At 72.0% G+C, this 18,263-nt stretch carries 18 protein-coding genes; 11 read left to right on the top strand and 7 right to left on the bottom strand.

All coding sequences use genetic code 11. The features are described from left to right. From Q1A98_RS21345 to Q1A98_RS21355, 3 genes are read right to left on the bottom strand one after another with little or no spacing between them, the layout of a single operon-like run. On the bottom strand, positions 1-1,491 hold the full coding sequence (locus Q1A98_RS21345) for an aldehyde dehydrogenase family protein (RefSeq protein ID WP_299577267.1): 1,491 nt from the start codon (positions 1,489-1,491) through the stop codon (positions 1-3). 33 nt (positions 1,492-1,524) lie between these two features. Next, entirely contained in the window at positions 1,525-2,373 is an 849-nt protein-coding gene (locus Q1A98_RS21350) for an enoyl-CoA hydratase/isomerase family protein (protein WP_299577270.1), read from the bottom strand. Between the two features lie 9 nt (positions 2,374-2,382). Next, on the bottom strand, positions 2,383-2,610 hold the full coding sequence (locus Q1A98_RS21355; RefSeq protein ID WP_299577272.1) for a lipoyl domain-containing protein: 228 nt from the start codon (positions 2,608-2,610) through the stop codon (positions 2,383-2,385). Between the two features lie 173 nt (positions 2,611-2,783). Between Q1A98_RS21355 and Q1A98_RS21360 the strand changes: the two genes are divergently transcribed. The 3 genes from Q1A98_RS21360 to Q1A98_RS21370 are packed head-to-tail and all read left to right on the top strand — an operon-like array spanning position 2,784 to position 6,342. Further along, the gene (locus tag Q1A98_RS21360) at positions 2,784-3,524 is read left to right on the top strand and encodes an enoyl-CoA hydratase-related protein (protein WP_299577274.1); all 741 of its coding nucleotides are present in this window, start codon (positions 2,784-2,786) and stop codon (positions 3,522-3,524) included. Beyond that, positions 3,521-5,218, top strand: a complete 1,698-nt coding sequence (locus tag Q1A98_RS21365) for a class I adenylate-forming enzyme family protein (RefSeq protein ID WP_299577276.1) — start codon at positions 3,521-3,523, stop codon at positions 5,216-5,218. The genes Q1A98_RS21360 and Q1A98_RS21365 overlap by 4 nt, the downstream gene beginning before the upstream one ends. Next, complete coding sequence (locus Q1A98_RS21370; protein WP_299577278.1) at positions 5,215-6,342, top strand: acyl-CoA dehydrogenase family protein; 1,128 nt, start codon at positions 5,215-5,217, stop codon at positions 6,340-6,342. Before Q1A98_RS21365 ends, Q1A98_RS21370 begins: the two co-directional genes overlap by 4 nt. Before the next feature lie 5 nt (positions 6,343-6,347). Here the strand turns inward: Q1A98_RS21370 and Q1A98_RS21375 are convergent, their stop codons facing one another. Together Q1A98_RS21375 and Q1A98_RS21380 are read right to left on the bottom strand one after the other, a co-directional pair. Beyond that, the gene (locus tag Q1A98_RS21375; protein WP_299577280.1) at positions 6,348-7,052 is read right to left on the bottom strand and encodes a TIGR03089 family protein; all 705 of its coding nucleotides are present in this window, start codon (positions 7,050-7,052) and stop codon (positions 6,348-6,350) included. Further along, entirely contained in the window at positions 7,040-8,767 is a 1,728-nt protein-coding gene (locus Q1A98_RS21380; protein WP_366943491.1) for an LCP family protein, read from the bottom strand. The genes Q1A98_RS21375 and Q1A98_RS21380 overlap by 13 nt, the downstream gene beginning before the upstream one ends. A gap of 169 nt (positions 8,768-8,936) precedes the next feature. Here Q1A98_RS21380 and rfbD point away from each other — a divergent pair, with 169 nt between their 5' ends. From rfbD to Q1A98_RS21400, 4 genes are all read left to right on the top strand, one after another. Then, on the top strand, positions 8,937-9,836 hold the full coding sequence (gene rfbD, locus Q1A98_RS21385) for a dTDP-4-dehydrorhamnose reductase (RefSeq protein ID WP_299577282.1): 900 nt from the start codon (positions 8,937-8,939) through the stop codon (positions 9,834-9,836). Between the two features lie 36 nt (positions 9,837-9,872). Then, positions 9,873-10,817, top strand: a complete 945-nt coding sequence (locus Q1A98_RS21390) for a glycosyltransferase family 2 protein (RefSeq protein ID WP_299577284.1) — start codon at positions 9,873-9,875, stop codon at positions 10,815-10,817. Positions 10,818-10,892: 75 nt separating this feature from the next. Beyond that, positions 10,893-11,990 (top strand): NDP-sugar synthase, encoded by a 1,098-nt coding sequence (locus Q1A98_RS21395; RefSeq protein WP_299577286.1) that lies wholly within the window; start codon positions 10,893-10,895, stop codon positions 11,988-11,990. 22 nt (positions 11,991-12,012) lie between these two features. Beyond that, positions 12,013-12,834: an SGNH/GDSL hydrolase family protein gene (locus tag Q1A98_RS21400; RefSeq protein ID WP_299577288.1), complete on the top strand. Its 822-nt coding sequence runs from the start codon at positions 12,013-12,015 to the stop codon at positions 12,832-12,834. 22 nt (positions 12,835-12,856) lie between these two features. Here the strand turns inward: Q1A98_RS21400 and Q1A98_RS21405 are convergent, their stop codons facing one another. Then, a complete protein-coding gene (locus Q1A98_RS21405) occupies positions 12,857-13,489 on the bottom strand; it encodes a class I SAM-dependent methyltransferase (protein ID WP_299577408.1) in 633 nt (210 codons plus the stop codon). 293 nt (positions 13,490-13,782) lie between these two features. Between Q1A98_RS21405 and sigE the strand changes: the two genes are divergently transcribed. The 4 genes from sigE to tatB all read left to right on the top strand — a co-directional run bounded on the left by sigE (position 13,783) and on the right by tatB (position 17,011). Next, entirely contained in the window at positions 13,783-14,451 is a 669-nt protein-coding gene (gene sigE / locus Q1A98_RS21410; RefSeq protein WP_299577290.1) for an RNA polymerase sigma factor SigE, read from the top strand. A 165-nt stretch (positions 14,452-14,616) separates the two neighbouring features. Then, positions 14,617-15,039, top strand: coding sequence for a hypothetical protein (locus Q1A98_RS21415; protein ID WP_299577292.1), 423 nt, complete (start codon positions 14,617-14,619; stop codon positions 15,037-15,039). Continuing rightward, the gene (locus tag Q1A98_RS21420; protein WP_299577294.1) at positions 15,036-16,511 is read left to right on the top strand and encodes a trypsin-like peptidase domain-containing protein; all 1,476 of its coding nucleotides are present in this window, start codon (positions 15,036-15,038) and stop codon (positions 16,509-16,511) included. The genes Q1A98_RS21415 and Q1A98_RS21420 overlap by 4 nt, the downstream gene beginning before the upstream one ends. A 14-nt stretch (positions 16,512-16,525) precedes the next feature. After that, positions 16,526-17,011 (top strand): Sec-independent protein translocase protein TatB, encoded by a 486-nt coding sequence (gene tatB, locus Q1A98_RS21425; protein WP_299577296.1) that lies wholly within the window; start codon positions 16,526-16,528, stop codon positions 17,009-17,011. 13 nt (positions 17,012-17,024) lie between these two features. Here tatB and Q1A98_RS21430 read toward each other — a convergent pair whose 3' ends face one another. Beyond that, entirely contained in the window at positions 17,025-18,194 is a 1,170-nt protein-coding gene (locus Q1A98_RS21430) for an Mrp/NBP35 family ATP-binding protein (protein ID WP_299577298.1), read from the bottom strand. Positions 18,195-18,263 lie beyond the last annotated feature (69 nt).

Below are 18,263 nucleotides of genomic sequence, written 5' to 3' on the forward strand. Positions count from 1 at the left end.
TCAGCCGTGGAGGAACGTCGTCTTGGTGTCGAGGTACTCGAGGATGCCCTCGCGCCCGTTCTCCGAGCCCAGCCCGGACTGCTTCACCCCGCCGAAGGGCGCATGGGGCTGCAGGGTCCAGGTGTTCACCCCGACGTTGCCGGCGCGCAGGGACTTGCTGACCCGCAGGGCGCGTCCCACGTCCCGCGTGTACACCGCGGCGGCCAACCCGTAGAGCGAGTCGTTCGCCAGCGCGATCGCCTCCGCCTCGTCGTCGAAGGGTTGGACGGTCAGCACCGGTCCGAACACCTCCTCCCGCACGACCTCCATGGAGCCGTCGACGTCGGCGAGGATGGTCGGTTGCACGAAGTTGCCGGCCGACGGTCCGTCCGTGACACGGCCTCCACCGGCCACCACGGTCGCGCCGGACGCCACTGCCCCGTCGATGTGGGCCAGGACGCGGTCCATGTGCGGCCGGCTGATCATCGGCGCCGAGGTCACGGCCGGGTCGAACGGGCTGCCGAACGACGCCATCGCCGCGAAGCCGGACAGGGAGTCGACCACCTCGTCGTACGCGCCGCGCTGCACGAGGATCCGGGACTGACAGACACACACCTGCCCCGAGAGTCCGAGGAACGCGTTCCCGGCGGCGATCCCGACCGCCATGCCGAGGTCGGCGTCGTCGAACACCACCGCGGGGCTCTTGCCGCCGAGTTCCAACGACACCCGTCCGATCCGCCTGCCCACGGAGGACGCGATGGCGCCACCGACTGCCCGGCTGCCGGTGAACGAGACCTTGTCGACGCGAGGGTCCTCGACCAGGGCCGATCCGACGTCCCCACCGCCGGTGACCATGTTGAACACGCCGGGCGGCAGGTCGGCCTCGGCGATGAGCTCGGCGATGCGCAGGCTGGTGAGCGGGGCGAGCTCCGACGGCTTCACCACGACGGTGCACCCGGCCGCGAGGGCGGGTGCGACCTTCTGGGCGAGCAGGCTCATCGGCGCGTTCCACGGCGTGATCAGTCCGACCACCCCGACCGGTTCGCGGGTCGTGTAGGTGAACGGCTGACCCTCCTCCCAGGATGGGTAGGTCTCACCGGTGATCTTGTCGGTCCACCCGGCGTAGACGTCGAAGAGGTCCGCCGGGTAGTGCGCACCCATCTGGTAGAAGCCGACGAAGGAACTGGGCGTCGAGTTGTCCAGCGAGAGCAGGGTGTTGAGGTTGTCCGCGTCGGCGTGCATCAGGTCGGCGATCCGGCGGAGTGCGTGTGCCCGTTCACGAGCCGGCATCCCCGGCCACGGGCCCTCGTCGAACGCCCGCCGCGCCGCCGCGACGGCGTCGGCCACCGTCGCGGCGGTCGCCGTGGGCGCCTCGAAGACGGTCTCGGAGGTCGCGGGATGCAGGTGCGGCAGCGGGGTGTCGACGCCGTCGATCCATGTGCCGTCGACGAACATGGCCTGGCGGGGGAGTGTCGCGGCGGACAGGTCCGAGAGCACCGAGATGTCAGTCACGGCCTAGACAGTAGTACGTGCGATGTCCGATCGTCACGCCTCCGGTGGGAGCCACGCCGGGCGCCGGGTCACCTCGACGAACGCGTCGCGGTCGTGGTCGCGGGGCCAGCGCGGTTCGCGCTTGTCGAGGAAGGCCCCGAAGGCCTCGATCTGCTCGGGTGTGCCGATGGATCCCCAGTAGCCCGAGACGTCGACCTGGGGGAGGGCGCGGGCCATCTCCCGCTTCATGGCGGCGCGGGCGGCGGGGCCGGTCGCGCGGACCCGGTCGAGCAGTGCGTCGGTCTCGCGCATGAGGTCGGCGGCGGGCACCACCCTGCCCACGAGGCCGAGGCGTTCCGCCTCGGTGGCGTCGACCCACTCGTTGCCGTAGATCAGGTGGTTCGCGCGCAACGTCCCCAGCCGCTGGGGTAGCCGCGAGGCCAGGAACGCCTCGTAGACACCCCGTGTCAGGTCCGGGACCCGGAACCTGGCGGTGTCGGCCGCGATCACCAGGTCGGCGAAGAGGGTCATCACCAGTCCGCCGCCGAGTGCGACGCCGTCGACGCTGCACACCACGATCTTCGGGATCCGTTGCAGCGTCTCGAACGGCGTCCCGTCGTAGGCCTCGGTGAACGCGTCCCAGCGGCGGTCACCGTCGGGCCGTGCGTTCATGTCGCCACCGGCGCAGAAGTTGCCCTCCGAGCCGGTGATGACGAGGAAGTCGAGGTCCGGCTCGTCGGCGACGATCATGGCGGCGCGTTTGATCCCGTGGTATCCGTCGGCGGTCACCGCGTTGCGCTTCTCGGGACGGTGGATGGTGACGGTCAGCCGATCGCCGGAGATGCGGGCGCGCAGTTCCGGGGTCCCGAGATCGACGTCGACCTCGTCGGGGAGTGGTGTCATGGGTACTGACTACTCGATCTCGGCGACCAGGGTGCCGATGTCATGGGTGGTGTCCACATCCACCTTCCAGTGCACGACGCCCGACGCCGGTGCCTCCACGTCCATCTCGACCTTGTCGGTCGCGATGGCGTAGAGCGGATCACCCTCGTCGACCGTCCCGCCCTCCTCGACGTAGAGGGTGATCACCTCGGCTTCCGTGATGGCGTCACCGGGCTTGGGCATTCGCGCTTCCGTCACGTCACTCCCTGCTGAGATCGGGACCCGACGGCCGCGACGGACCAGAGGCACGGCGGCGTGGCCCACGGCCGGTCGGGCGATGGTCAATAGAACATATCGTGATGTACTGTTCATCACCACACTCACCGCCGACACCAGGGGATCCCGTGGCCTTCAGCTCGATCCTGTTCGACGTGAGCGATCACGTCGCGACCATCACCATCAACCGTCCCGAGCGGCTCAACGCCACGGACGACACCACGCGGACCGAACTCGGTCAGGCGTGGGCCCGCGTGCGCGACGACAGCGACATCCGCGTCGCGATCATCACCGGCGCCGGCGACCGCGCGTTCTCGGCGGGTCAGGACATCAAGGCGACCAGCGCGAAGGGGATCCGGAACAAGGTCCCCGGATCCCGTCTGCACCACCACGTCTGGAAGCCGGTGATCTGCGCCCTCAACGGCATGGTGGTGGGTGGCGGACTCCACCAGGTCGCCGACGCCGACCTGATCATCGCGGCAGAACACGCCGAACTCATCGACACGCATCTCGCGGTGGGCAACGTGTTCGCCCTCGAGCCGGCGGTCCTGTTGCGACGCATGCCGATCTCGATGGTCATGCAGCTGGCCCTGATGACCAAGGACGGTCGCATCAGCGCCCAGCGGGCCCATGAGATCGGACTCGTGAACGAGGTCGTCCCCGCCGACCGGCTGCAGGCCCGCGCCCGCGAGATCGCGCTCGGCATCGCGAAGCTGTCCCCGGCGACGACGCAGACATCCATCAAGGCGATGTGGGCGAGCCTCGACGTGGGCCTCGCGCCGGCGAACGACGTCGCCTACCGCCATGTGCTGCACCATCAGATGACCCATCCCGACTACAAGGAGGGGATGCTGGCGTTCGCCGAGCGTCGCGAACCCCGGTGGGCGGACGAGTGAGCGCTGCGACCCCGACCGACGACCCGTCGACGGCCGGGCCGGACCGTCGCACCTTCTCCTACGACCCGCTGACCTACGCGGCGACGGTCCCGGCGATGCTCGCGGCGGTCGTCGCGGCCCACGGCGACAACGACCTGCTCGTCTCGGCCCTGCACGCCGGCGGACTCGACCGGGTCACGTACCGCGAGGCGGACGAGCGGTCGGCCGAGATGGCAGCCCGCCTGATCGCCGTCGGTGTCGGCGCGGGAACCCGCGTGGGGATCCTCGCCCCCAACGGGCCCGATTTCGTCGTCGCCTTCCTCGCGATCACACGCATCGGTGGCGTCGCCGTGCCGATCAACACCTTCTTCCAGGCACCCGAACTGCGATGGCTGATCCGCGACGCGGGTCTGCACACCGTCCTCGCCGTCGAGGAACTGCTCGGCAAGGACTCCCTCGCGCGGCTGACCGAGGCCATCGGATGGCCGGGTGTCACCGACGGTCCCCTGCGTCTGCCCGACGTGCCCGCGCTGCGCGCGGTGCTCCCCCTCGGCGACCACACGCGCGAGTGGCCCACGACATGGCCGGAGGCCGTCGCGCCCGGGTTCCGCAGGGCCGTCGAGGAGACCGTGCGTCCCGCCGACGACGTCGCGATCATCTACACCTCCGGCAGCACCTCGGATCCGAAGGGGATCATCCACACGCACGCCTCGGTGATCGAGCACTCGCGGTTCATCGCCTCACGGCACGAGTGGACCAGCGACGACCGCGTGTACGTCCCGATGGTGTTCTTCTGGATCGGAGGGCTGGTCTTCGGTCTGACCGGGCCCATGCAGATCGGTGTCACCATCCTGACCGAGGAACGGTTCGACCCGGGTGACGTCCTCGCCCTGTTGGCCGGTGAGAAGGCCACCTACGCAACAGGTTTCCCCCACGTCGGACCCGCGCTGGTGAACCACCCCGATTACGCGTCGACCGACCTGTCCGCGCTGCGCGAGGGGTATCAGCAGGTGTTGCTGTCGGCCGATCGCCGCACGGCCGACCCCTCGCTGCGTGTCGCGCAGCTCGGGATGACGGAGACGTGCAGCTCCCACACGTGGTGGCCCCCGCACGAACAGCTGCCGGAACACAAGCGCGGTTCGCTCGGTGTCTCGGCGCCGGGGTACGAACACAAGATCGTCGACGCGGACGGCGTCGAGGTCCCCGACGGCGTCACCGGGGAGATCTGTGTCCGGGGCAGGGCGCTGATGCGGGGGATCGTCGGGCGGACCCGGGACGAGACGTTCGACGCCGACGGGTGGTATCACACGAAGGACGGCGCCTACCGCGACGCCGACGGGCACCTCTACTTCGCCGGGCGCGTCGACGACATGGTGAAGACCTCGGGGGCCAACGTGGCGCCCGTCGAGGTCGAGGAGGTCCTCATGCGCATCGAGGGCGTCAGGATCGCCTACGTGGTGGGGGTGCCGGATCCGGAGAAGGGTGCCGTCGTCGCCGGTGTCGTCGTCCGCAACGACGGGGCGCGGATCGGCGAGGACGAGTTGCGGACGGCATGCCGGGCGCAACTGTCGGCGTACAAGGTCCCCAAGCTGTGGGTCGTCCTCGACGACGTCGACCGCCTGCCCTACACGACCACCTCGAAGATCGACAAGCGCCGACTCGTGGCCCTGCTCGGCAGCGGGGAGCTGCGTGGTGACCACGTGACGAGCGCATGACCGTCGCGACGCGCGGGTTCGCGCTCGACGACGAGCAGCGGCAGCTGCGGGACGCCGTCCGGGCGTTCCTCGACAGATGGTCGGACGAGGAGGCGACGCGGCGGGCGATCGAGTCCGACGTGGGATACGACGCCGCCCTCTGGCGGCGGATGTCCGACGACCTCGGTGTCCAGGCGATAGGCATCCCCGAGGAGTACGGCGGAGTCGGTTCCGGTGCGGTCGAACTGGGCATCGTCGCCGCCGAGATGGGTCGGGCGGTCCATCCCGCCCCCTTCCTGGGATCCGTGGTGTCGGCGGCGCAGACGTTGCTGGCGTCGGGCGACGAGCAGGCGTGCCGAGACCTCCTGCCCGCCATCGCCTCCGGGGACGCGGTCGCGACGCTCGCGTTCACCGAGGAGTCCGGACGCTGGGACATGACCGACATCGCCACCCGCGCCGAGGATCCCGGCGACGGCTGGCAACTGCGCGGGACCAAGATGTTCGTCCTGCACGGCGCCTCCGCCGACGTGGTGCTCGTCCTCGCGCGGACGCCCGCGGGACCGTCGTTGTTCGTGGTCGACGACGTCGGCGCCCTCGACCGTCGGGTCCAGTCGACATCGGACCCCACGCGTCGTGTGGCGCGCATCGACCTCGACGGCGCCGCGGCCAGGCTGGTCGGCGAGGAGGGCGCGGCCGAGCAGTTCATGCCCGCCGTGCTCGACCTCGCGGCCGCGGTGCTCGCGGCCGAGCAGGTCGGCGGGGCGACCCGATGCCTGGAGATGTGCGTCGAGTACGCCTCGATCCGCAAGCAGTTCGGCAAGGCCATCGGCTCGTTCCAGGCGATTCGGCACCGCCTCGCCGACCTGCACCTGCAGATCGAGTGCGCACGGGGCGTCGTCGACTACGCGCTCGGAGCCGTCGACGACCACAGCGACGCGGCACCCGGGGCCACCGCGTTGGCGAAGGCGACGGCGTCGGACGCGTTCCTCCAGGCCGCGTCGACCACCATCCAGGTGCACGGCGCCATCGGTTTCACCTGGGATCACCCGGCGCACCTCTACTACAAGCGGGCCGTGTCGTCGGGACAACTCCTGGGCGACGCCGCGCGCCACCGTGAGCTCCTCGCCCGGCACCTCGGGATCTGAGGGTCTCAGCTCAGTGACAGGGTGACCCGTTCGGCATGGGCACGGGCGGCCGTCGCCGAGACGTCCGGGTGGGCGACCTGGACCAGGCTGCCGCCGACCACCATCGTCGCCAGCAGGTTCGCGACGATGTCGTCCGCGGCGTCCCAGTGTCGGTCGGACAGCACCCGTGCCGCGGCGTCGACACCCGCTGTCGCCGCGAACTCGCGTGCCGCGGCGAGGATCTCGTCGGTGGTCCGCCCGTCGAGCGCGGTCGGTCCGGGGACGACGGGGGAGAACGCGTCGGCGTGGACGCGGATCGCCGACCCGAAATCGGTGACACCGGTCGGCAGGTCGGCGACGGGCAGCGCGAACGGGTCGAGGGGGAGTGCGACGACCTCGTCGGCGTCGGAGGACTCGACCTCGTCGCGGGAGCAGAACGCGACCGTCGCGCCGTGACCCGCGCCGATCACGGCCTCGGCACCGGCCCACCAGATCCCGGCGAGGACCACGAACGTCTGCCAGTGCGCGGGTGCGATCACGGCGACACGGTCCCCGGGCATCACACCGGCCTCGTCCCTCAGGAACGACGCGACCTTCGCCGCCCAGTTCGCCGACGTCGTCGCCGACAGTTCGGTGCGCTCACCGGAGGCGTCGTCGTAGAACGTGATGAGGGGCGCACCCGGATCGCTCCTCGACCCGAGGATGGCGTCGGTGACCGTCAGTTCACGCATTGGGGTCCCTGTCCGGAGGCGGTGATCGGCGCGGCGGCACTCGTCGTCGGCGCGGCGGGTGACGTCGCGGCCGCCGGGGTGGCGTCGGGCTGCGCGCCGGTGTCGGTGATGGATCCCGGGCCGGTGTAGGAGTCGGTGAGGACCAGCCGCAGGTGGTCCTGCGGGACCGACGGGTCCACCCGCACCGGCAGCCCACCCATCTGCTTGGCGAGATCGGTTGCGCCCGCGTCCTGTTCCGACGTCACGACGGCGCTCGAGGTCACGGTGCCGCTGTCGTCGGTGCTCGTCGCGCCCCGCGCGTACCCGCGGGTGGTCGCGATGGTGGAGACGTTGGTGGCCAGACCGTCGACCGTCCCGGCGTTGACGACGTCCACGGTGTACGACGACCGGTCGAGGCCGCCCTTCGGCTTGTCCAGCAGTCCGGACGTGAAACGGTGCACCGCAGCGGGATCGACGCGGACCACCGACTGCTGGCCGTCGTCGCTCCAGCCCTGCTCGTCCACGACGGGGATGGTCGCGAACCGCACCTTCCCGCCGGAGAGGTCCTTGAGCTGCTCGACGAACTTCAGGATGTCCCACGAGTCGTCGATGACGACCGAGCGTCCGACGGCCTCCTGCAGCGCGGACAGCTTCGACGGGTCGGCGAGCGTGCCCGCCGACAGCACCTTCTGCGCGAGCGAGGCCATGAAGACCTGCTGGCGCACGATGCGGTCGAGGTCGCCGCGCGGCAGGTCGTGGCGCTGTCGGACGAAGCTTAGCGCCTGCGCGCCGTCGAGGGTCTGGCGCCCGGCCCGGAACCGCGCGCCCGACAACGGTTCGTCGACGGCGTTCTTCAGACAGACGTCCACACCGCCGACGGCGTCGGTGAGCAGCGTGAAACCGACGAGCCCGACCTCGGCGTAGTGGTCGACCTGGACGCCGGTGAGGTTCGCGACCGTCGTGATGAGCGCCTGACGGCCGGCCTCGGTGGCCTCGGAATCGGCCTGGGCGTCGGGTGTCCCGGCCTCCACGAGCTGCTCGCGCCTGGCCTCCCGGGTGGAGCCGTAGGCGGAGTTGATCTTCGTCCTGCCGATGCCCGGGACGTCGACGTAGGAGTCGCGCGGGATGGAGATGGCCGTCGCCGACGACCCGTCGTTGGGGACCCGGATCAGCAGGATCGTGTCGGTGTTGGTGGCCACCTCGTCGCCGGCGTGCAGCTTCGCCTGCTCGGCCGGGGAGAGGGGGTTGCCCTGCGCGTCGGTGCGGGAGTCGGTGCCGACCAGCAGGATGTCGACGGCCCCGTCCTTGCCCGACCCGAGTCCGAGGCCGCCGAGCCGGGTGACGTTGTTCTCCAGCGAGGTGACGCTGTTCCAGGCGTAGCCGGTGAGCAGCAGCACGGCGACCGACGCCAGGGCGGCGACGATCCGGCCGGGATGCGCCCGCCGCCGACGCTTCTCCGTGGTCGGCGGCGCCGGGGGTGGCGTGGTTCGGTCACCGGTGGCAGCCGCGTGCGGGGCGGGGGCGGGCGGCGTGGCCGCCGAGGGCTCCCGGCCGGCCCGGGTGGTGCGCCTGGCCCCGGATCGCGGGCCGGCGGCGCGACCGGCGGGTGTGGACGCCGAGGGTTGGCCGCGTCGGGGGCCGGGAGGACGACGGGCGGGATCCGGGCGGGGACGGTCGGCGGTGCGGTCGCCCGACTCGACACGGCGTCGGCCGCGCTCCCCGGGTGGCTCCAGCACCTGCCGTTCTCCTCGTGGTCGTCGTGACGTCGCGGTGGGCAGCGATGCCCGTGTCGGCGCACTGCGGCGGCGGACACCGTCTGACAGGCTACGGGCGACGCCCACCCGCGTCGGGGACCCGCGCGGGCGCGTCGCGTGTGACGGATGAGAACGATGGGGAGGGCGTGCCGTGAGCGATGCAGCTCCGGATCTGGTGGTGGTCGGGGCCCGCGGGCAGGTGGGTCGGCTCATCGCGGCGTCGGCCCCCGACGCGCTGCTGCTCGACCGCGACGAGGTCGACATCACCGACGCCTCCGCCGTCGAGCGTGCGCTGTCGCACCTGCATCCCGGCAGCACGGTGATCAACTGCGCAGCACACACGGCGGTCGACGCCGCCGAGACCGACGTGGCCGCGGCCGAGGCGATCAACGTCACCGGTCCGGCCAACCTCGCGCGGGCGACCGCCACGACCGGGGCCCGGCTCGTCCACGTCTCCACCGACTACGTCTTCGACGGCACGCCGCCCTCCGGCGAGCGTCGACCACTCGAACCGTCCGACCTGGCGCCGGACGCCGAGCCGCCGTCGGTCTACGGCCGGACGAAGCTCGCCGGGGAACGGGCCGCACGCGCCGCCGATCCCCGGACCACCATCGTCCGCACGGCGTGGGTCTACACCGGCGCCGCGGGCGGGACCGACTTCGTCGCCACCATGCGTCGGCTCGAGGCGCAGCGCGACACGGTGTCCGTCGTCGACGACCAGGTGGGATCGCCCACCTTCGCCGCCGACCTCGCGCAGGCCCTGCTCGCCGTCGCGACCAGGCCGTCCACAGCGGGCGCGACCCTGCACGCCACGAACGCCGGCGCCTGCAGTTGGTTCGAACTCGCCCGAGCGGTGTTCGCCGGGATCGGCGCCGACCCCGAGCGCGTCCTGCCGACCACCACCGCCGACTTCCCGCGTCCCGCCCCGCGCCCCGCGTGGTCGGTGCTGTCGTCGCGGTCCTGGGAGGACGCGGGCCTGACCCCGCTGCGGGCGTGGCGCAGCGCCCTGACCGCGGCACTCGCCGCCGACGGTGTCCCGCAGGGAGGGTGACCCGGCGGAGGTGAGGGCCTTCGTTACCCTTGCCCGGTGATCGAGCAGGGCCGGACCGACGAGGCGGCGACCCCCACCGGGACCGTCGCCGTCGTCACCGTCACCTACTCCTCGGGCGACCACCTGCAGGCGTTCCTCGCGAGTCTGGACACCGCCACAGCGACCACCCCGCAGGTCGTCATCGCCGACAACGGGTCCACCGACGACTCGTTGGAGCGCGCGCAGCGCGACCACCCCGACGTCACCATCCTGCACACCGGGGCGAACATCGGCTACGGCGCGGCCGCCAATCGCGGTGTGGCGGAGGTCGATCCGGCCGTCGAGTTCGTCGTCGTCGCCAACCCCGACGTCGAGTGGACACCGGGCAGCATCGACGAGCTGATCGCCGTCGCCCGCCGACACCCACGCGCCGGGTCGGTCGGGCCGCTCATCCGCGAGCCCGACGGCTCGGTCTACCCCTCGGCGCGCAGCGTCCCGGACGTCGTGTCCGGGACGGGCCACGCGCTGGCCGGGCTGGTGTGGAAGAACAACCCGTGGACGGCGTCCTACCGCCACCTCGACGAGGAGATCGACGAGAGGCCCGTCGGGTGGTTGTCGGGATCGTGCCTGCTGCTGCGACGTACGGCCTTCGACTCCGTCAACGGGTTCGACTCCCGCTACTTCATGTACATGGAGGACGTCGACCTGGGTGATCGACTCGGCCGCGCGGGCTGGCTGAACGTCTACGCTCCGTCGGCCGAGATCATCCACCGCAAGGGGCATGTCGCCGGGGCCGACCCCGAGGCGATGCTGCCGGCACATCACCGCAGCGCCTACCGGTTCCAGGCCGACCGTCATCCCGGACCCCGCTGGGCGCCGTTGCGCGGTGCGCTCGCCGCGGGCCTGTGGGTGCGGTCGAAGGTCACCGTGACCGCCGCCCGCCGGGCCGCCGCGGGACGTCGCCGCGGCGTTGCGGACGACCGACGCGGTCCGGTCGCCTAGGGTTCTCCCCGGGATCATCGACGGCCGACTTCCGCATCACCGACGCCCCAGACCACCGACGCCGAGGGAGACGCAGTGACCGAGACCGACGACGCGCGGCGGGATCAGCCGGTGCAGGCCGTGATCCTGGTGGGGGGCAAGGGGACTCGCCTGCGTCCGCTGACGCTCTCGGCGCCCAAGCCGATGCTGCCGACCGCGGGCGTGCCGTTCCTGACGCACATGCTCTCGCGCATCGCCGCGGCGGGCATCACCGACGTGGTGCTCGGCACGTCGTTCAAGGCCGAGGTGTTCGAGCAGCACTTCGGCGACGGGTCGTCGCTCGGTCTCTCGATCAGCTACGTCACCGAGACCGAGCCGCTGGGGACGGGCGGCGGGATCCGCAACGTCCTCCCGGCGCTGACCGCCGACACGATCCTCGTCTTCAACGGGGACGTGTTGAGCGGCACCGACGTCCGCGCCGTGCTCGACACCCACCACTCGTCCGGCGCCGACGTCACCCTGCACCTCGTCCGCGTCGGTGACCCGCGGGCCTTCGGCTGCGTCCCGACCGACGACACCGGTCGCGTCACCGCCTTCCTGGAGAAGACACAGGACCCGCCGACCGACCAGATCAACGCCGGCTGCTACGTCTTCCGCCGGTCCGTCATCGAGGAGATCGACGCCGACCGCCCCGTCTCGGTGGAGCGCGAGGTGTTCCCCTCCCTGCTGACGAGCGGCCGCCACATCCAGGGTCACGTCGACTCGGGCTACTGGCGTGACATGGGCACCCCCGAGGACTTCGTCCGGGGCTCGGCCGACCTGGTGCGGGGCATCGCGCCGTCGCCGGCGCTGTCGGGGCACCGCGGCGAGTCCCTCGTGCACGACGGGGCGGGCATCGCTCCCGGCGCGGTGCTCGTCGGTGGCACCGTCGTCGGCCGCGGCGCCGAGGTCGGTGCCCGCGCGCGTCTGGACGGTGCGGTCGTCTTCGACGGCGCCGTCATCGAGGCCGGTGCGGTGGTGGAGCGCAGCATCATCGGGGCCGGCGCCCGCATCGGACCGCGCGCACTCGTGCGCGACGGCGTCATCGGCGACGGTGCCGACATCGGCGCCCGCTGCGAGCTCCTGCGCGGTGCCCGGGTGTGGCCCGGCGTCACCCTGCCCGACGGCGGCGTCCGGTTCTCCACCGACGTCTGACGCCCGACCCGACGTCGACCCGATGGCACAGCTGACCGACGGTCTCGGATCCACGGACCCGACGTGGTCGCGGTTCGCGGCCGTCGGGGACTCCTTCCCCGAGGGCGTCGGTGACACCGATCCCGCGCTGCCCAACGGCGTCCGCGGATGGGCCGACCGCGTCGCGGCCATCCTGGCGAGGGTCGCGGCCGATCGGGGCACGGGTCCGCTGCGTTACGCGAACCTCGCCATCCGGGGCAAGACCCTCGAGCAGGTGGTCGCCGAGCAGACGGAGCGGACACTCGCGCTCGATCCCGACCTCGTCGCCGTGTGCGCGGGCGTGAACGACCTCGTCCGGCCCGCGGTCGACATCGACGACCTCATGGACCGCTACGACGCCTTCCTCGCCGAACTCGGGTCCCGCGGCGCGGCGGTGCTCACCTTCACCGCCTTCGACACCGCGGACCGGCCGCTGTTCTCCGCGCTGCGCGGTCGGTTCGCCATCTACAACGAACTCCTCCGCGAGATCGCCGAGCGACGGGGACTGCTCCTCGTCGACTTCTGGCGGATGCGGGAGTTCTCCGACCGGCGCATGTGGGAGTTCGACCGCATGCACCTCTCGCCCGAGGGCCACCACCAGATGGCCGTGCGGGTCGCCGAGGCGCTCGGCGTCGAGCACGGGTTGGCGCACACGTCGTTCGGCCCCGTGGCGGCACTCTCGCCCGGGGAGCGTCGCAAGGACGACCGCCGGTGGATCACCCGCGAGGCCGCGCCGTGGATCGGCCGTCGGCTCCGCGGGACGTCCCGCGGCGACGACATGTCGGCGCGCTTCCCCGACTGGGTCGAGATCGTCCCGCCCGGCTGAGGCCCGGAGACGGTCCCCGGCGTCAGCCCTCGACGGCGGGCGCGGCGGTGCGGGCGGCGGCGAGCAGCCCCCGTCCGAGGGGGATCACCACCGGGAGCAGGCTGTCGTCCTCGGAGATCAGCAGCGCGGCCTGCCGGGCCGCCGCCGTCTCCGGGTCGGTCTTCGAGGGGTCGGCGATCCGGCCGTCGGCCGTCGCGTCGTGTACCAGCAACAACCCACCCGACCGCAGCAGGCGCAGACCCTCGGTGATGTACCGCGGCTGGTCGATGACGGGGCCGTCGACGAAGACGACGTCGTAGGAGTCGTCGGCGAGGCGGGGGAGGACGTCGGCGGCGCGCCCGGTGATCAGGCGCGTTCGCGACCCGGTGATCCCGGCGGCGGTGAACGCGGCGCGCGCGGCACGGTGGTGCTCGGAGTCCGGGTCGATCGTGGTGAGGACACCGTCGGCGCGCATCCCGCCGAGCAGCCACAGGCCGCTGACCCCGGCGCCGGTGCCGATCTCCACCACCGCGCGGGCGTCCACCAGGCGGGTGAGCAGGCACAGCGCCGCGCCGACGGCCGGTGTGACGGCGTGCGCGCCGATCTCGACGGCCCGTTCGCGCGCGGCCACCAGTGCGGCGTCCTCGGCGATCGCGGACTCGGCGTACGCGGCCAGCGAACCCGGGTCGGGCGCCGCCCCGGGACCGGAGGGAGACGGGGCATCGGGCGTGGTCGGCACCCGACGACCCTAACCGGACACCTCCGCACACGGTCGTGGTGACGCGCGCCGCACCGGTTCTCAGACAACCCTCAGGCCACTCATACGGCTGGCACACCCCGATGGACCAGAGTCATCGGCAACGGAGCGGGACGTCCCCGGTCACCACGGCCGGTTCGCCGACCACGATGTCGGGTACCCGGGGTAGGAACGGACACCTCCGCCCGACGAGAGGAACTGGAGCACCACCGATGACGCCTTCGCCCAGCGGGACCAGCCGGCAGGACACGGCCGAGAACGTCCTGTCCACCCCGGATGCGCAGGCCGTCGTCGACAGCTCGGTGACCCCGGCCGGCACCGCCCGCTTCGACGAGACCGGCGACACCGCTCTGATGCCCTCCTGGGACGAGCTCGTGCGCGAACACGCCGATCGCGTCTACCGGCTCGCGTTCCGCCTCTCCGGCAACCAACACGACGCGGAGGACCTCACGCAGGAGACCTTCATCCGCGTGTTCCGGTCGCTGTCGAACTACCGCCCCGGCACGTTCGAGGGCTGGCTGCACCGCATCACCACGAACCTCTTCCTCGACATGGTGCGACGTCGCGCCAAGATCCGGATGGAGGCGCTGCCCGAGGACGCCGAGCGCGTGCCCGGCAGTGCGCCCGACCCGGGACGTGTCTACGACGACGCCCACCTCGACCCGGATCTGCAGGCCGCGCTCGACGCCCTCGCGCCGGAGTTCCGCGCCGCGGTGGTCCTGTGTGACATCGAGGGTCTGTCCTACGAGGAGATCGCGGCCACCCTCGGCGTCAAGCTGGGAACCGTCCGCAGCCGCATCCACCGCGGCCGACAGGCCATCCGCGACCACCTCGCCCAGGCCGGCCACACCAGCGGTCGCTCGGTCGCGGCGTCGCTGTAGACACCCCGCGGGAACCCGCCCCGCACGCCGGTCGTTGACCCCACGGCCGGTGTCCGACGACCGTCGTCGCCCGTCGGCCCGCCCATCGGCTGTTCGCTAAGGTGGGCGCCAGCACACCGTCGTCGGAGGTCCCGGCGACGCGAGGGAGCGCCGAAGGAGTCCGACGTGGTGTTCGACCACCGATCCCGTCCGGATCGTCTCGGCGCCGGTCGACGCGATGCCGACGCCGCAGGCGCGATGCACGGCCCCGCCCGCCCCCCTGAGTTCGCGCCGACCGATCACCTCGCCCCGGAGGCCGTCGCGGCGTATGTGGACGGGGAACTGCGGTTCACCGCTCACATGCGTGCCGCCCACCATCTCGCGCTGTGCGCGGACTGCGCCGCCGAGGTCGAGGCGCAGGGCGCCGCACGGTCTGCGCTGCGCACCTGTGCGGAGGTGACCATGCCGCTCGACATGCTCGGTCGTCTGCGGCAGATCCCGACCCGAGAGATCGATCTGCGTGACGTCGAGGCACGCGGTGCCCGCCGCGGTCCGCTCTCGGCGCCGGGGTTCCCGGTCCATCGTCCCCACCGGTGGCGCGGTCGGTGACCGACACCGACCGTCGCGGCACCGGCGATCACGCCGACACGGGACCGGCCTCCGGACCCGCACGCCCCGCACCCGACCCGGCCACGGCTGCCGTCTTCGGCCGCCCCGACGGGGTCGACGGGTCCTTCGCCGCCCCCGAACAGCAGCGTGCGCGCCCCCGTCAGCCCGTCACCGCTCCGCCGGATCCCGTTCTGCGGGAGGCGTTCTCGCGACCGGACGACGCGACCGACACCATCGGTCGCGACCCCTACGCCCGCTACGGCGCACCCACGGACGACGTCGACCCGCCCGATCCGTGGCGCGATCCGGGCAGCATCGCGGCGCTGTCGACACCCGCTGTGTCTGCGCCGGAGGACTTCGCGCCGACCGTGCCGGGTCACCGCCTCGGCGTGCGGGAACTCCTCTTCGACCGGCTCGTGTCGCGGCAGGCGCTCGTCGTCCTCGCCGTCCTGGCTCTCGCCGTCGGCGCGCTCGGCGGCCTGATAGGCCGCTACACCGCCGAGGTGGTCCCGCCCCTGCACTCCGACACCGTCTCGCTGCGTCAGACCGACTCACCGCCGGAGAGCCGGCAGGGCCGTGTCGCCGACGTCGCCGCCGCGGTCGAGAACGCCGTCGTCGCGATCACGGTCCGCACGTCCGGGGCGGTCGGCACCGGCTCCGGTGTCGTCCTGGACAAGCAGGGCTACATCGTGACCAACAACCACGTCATCTCCCTCGCCGCGACCCAGCGCGGCACGGTCGAGGTGACGTTCTCCGACCGGCAGCGGGTGCCGGCGCGCATCGTCGGACGCGACACCAAGACCGACCTCGCCGTCATCAAGGTCGACGGCGTCGACAACCTCACCGTCGCGGCACTCGGTGAATCCTCGGACCTGCGGATCGGGCAGGAGGTGGTCGCCTTCGGGTCGCCGCTGGGCCTCGATCGCACCGTGACGAGCGGCATCGTCAGCGCCACCGGACGTGCGGTGCCGTTGCGCCCCGACGAGACGTCGGACACCGACGCCGTCATCGACGCGATCCAGACCGACGCCGCGATCAACCCGGGCAACTCCGGTGGACCCCTCGTCGACGACGACGCGAAGGTCATCGGCATCAACACCGCCCGTGCCGACTCCGGCGGCGGGTCGTTCGGGCTGGGGTTCGCCATCCCGATCGACGAGGCGCGCGAGGTCGCCCAGGAACTCATCCGCGACGGTCGCGCGACCCACGCACAGATCGGCGTCTCCGCGAGCTCGGTCCGCAACGACCGTGTGCTCGGCGCGCAGGTCCGCAACATCGTCGCGGGATCCCCGGCCGCGTCCGCGGGACTGCGCGAGGGCGACGTGGTCACCGAGTTCGACGGACGTCCCATCGACGGCGCCGACGAGCTGACCGTCGCCGCGCGCACCGCGACGGTGGGCAAGGCGGTGCCCTTCTCGTACTGGCGCGACGGCCGGACCTTCACCGGCACCATCACGCCGGCCGCGGACTGAGTACCCTCGCAACCGTGTTCTCGAGCATCGGATGGGGTGAGCTGCTCGTCCTGGCGATGGCCGGTCTGGTCATCCTCGGTCCCGAGCGTCTGCCGGGTGCCGTGCAGTGGACGATGCGGTCGCTGCGGCAGGTCCGCGACTACGCGTCGGGTGCGACCACGCAGCTGAAGGAGGATCTGGGTCCCGATTTCGAGGACTTCCGGAAACCTCTGGCCGACCTGAACGAGCTTCGCGGCATGACGCCCCGCTCCCTGATCACCAAGCATCTGCTCGACGGGGACGACTCGTTCTTCACCGGTGACTTCGACGGTCGCGCGTCGGACGGCGTCACCCGCATCAAGCCGGTCTCCGCACCGATGCCCGAGGCGAACCCGACGCCGGCACCCGCCCGCGCGATCACCCCGGCGGACGAGCCGCCGTCGCTGTCGAAGAAGCCGTCGGACCCGGCACGCGGACAGCGACAGGGACGACCGTCGGTCGCCGACTGGGACGCGACCTGACCGGTCGCGCCGCTCAGGCGTTACGGGTCGTGTCGATGCCCAGGCTCATCCCGGCCAGGCCGCGACGTCGGACGGCGAGGCGCTCGGCGACGGCGCGCAGCGCCGACCCCGCCGGTGATTCGGGCTGCGAGAGGACCAGGGGCATGCCGGTGTCGCCACCGATCCGCAGGTCCGTCTCGAGCGGGATCTGACCCAGGAGCTCGACGGGCGCGCCGACCGACCGGCTGAGTCTCTCGGCGACGAGGGCGCCACCGCCCGAGCCGAACGGCTCCATGCGACTGCCGTCGGGCAGTTCCATCCACGACATGTTCTCGACGACGCCGACGATCTTCTGCCGCGTCTGCAGCGCGATCGCGCCGGCCCGTTCGGCGACCTCGGCGGCGGCCTGCTGCGGGGTGGTGACGACGAGGATCTCGGCACCCGGGATGAGCTGTGCGATCGAGATGGCCACGTCACCGGTACCGGGCGGCAGGTCCAGCAGGAGGACGTCGAGGTCGCCCCAGTAGACGTCGGCGAGGAACTGCTGCAGCGCGCGGTGCAGCATGGGTCCGCGCCACACGACCGGGGTGTTGCCCTTGGTGAACTGGGCGATCGAGATGAACCGCACGCCGTGGGCCATCGGCGGCATGATCATCTTCTCGACCTGGGTGGGGGCGGCGTCGTTGCCCATCATCCGCGGGACCGAGTGCCCGTAGATGTCGGCGTCGAGCACGCCGACGCTCAGGCCGCGCTCGGCGAGGGCGGCGGCGAGGTTGACCGTCACGCTGGACTTGCCCACACCGCCCTTGCCCGACGCGACCGCGTAGACGCGTGTCAGGGAACCGGGCTGGGCGAACGGGATGACGGGTTCGGCGCGGTCGCCGCGCAGGCTCTTGCGCAGCTCGGTGCGCTGTGCGTCGTCCATGACGTCGAGTTCGACGCGCACGGCGCCGACCCCCGGGACGTCGGCCGCGGCCTTCGTGACGCGGTCGGTGATCTCGGTGCGCAACGGGCACCCCGATGTCGTCAGGTAGATCCCGATGTCGACGCTGCCGTCGCCGGCGACGTCGACGGACTTGACCATGCCGAGATCGGTGATGGGCTTGCCGATCTCGGGGTCCGTGACCGTGCCCAGGGCACGGCGGATGGCCGATTCGGTGTCCGGCGCGGGCCGCCCGGCGTCGCGCGAAGTGTGCTCACTCATCGCAGACCAGGGTATCGGCCGGTGTCCACGCCCCTGTGGGTGCCGTCGTCGAGCGCGACGCCCCCGTGC

Origin of the sequence: uncultured Williamsia sp., assembly GCF_947494875.1 — a bacterium.
Lineage (GTDB): Bacteria > Actinomycetota > Actinomycetes > Mycobacteriales > Mycobacteriaceae > Williamsia_A.

Bases quoted from the DNA above. Each gene is read 5' to 3' on its own strand.
- Q1A98_RS21350 (WP_299577270.1), bottom strand. From the start codon at position 2,373: ATGACACCACTCCCCGACGAGGTCGACGTCGATCTCGGGACCCCGGAA.
- Q1A98_RS21370 (WP_299577278.1), top strand. From the start codon at position 5,215: ATGACCGTCGCGACGCGCGGGTTCGCGCTCGACGACGAGCAGCGGCAG.
- Q1A98_RS21375 (WP_299577280.1), bottom strand. From the start codon at position 7,052: ATGCGTGAACTGACGGTCACCGACGCCATCCTCGGGTCGAGGAGCGAT.
- Q1A98_RS21400 (WP_299577288.1), top strand. From the start codon at position 12,013: ATGGCACAGCTGACCGACGGTCTCGGATCCACGGACCCGACGTGGTCG.
- sigE (WP_299577290.1), top strand. From the start codon at position 13,783: ATGACGCCTTCGCCCAGCGGGACCAGCCGGCAGGACACGGCCGAGAAC.
- Q1A98_RS21430 (WP_299577298.1), bottom strand. From the start codon at position 18,194: ATGAGTGAGCACACTTCGCGCGACGCCGGGCGGCCCGCGCCGGACACC.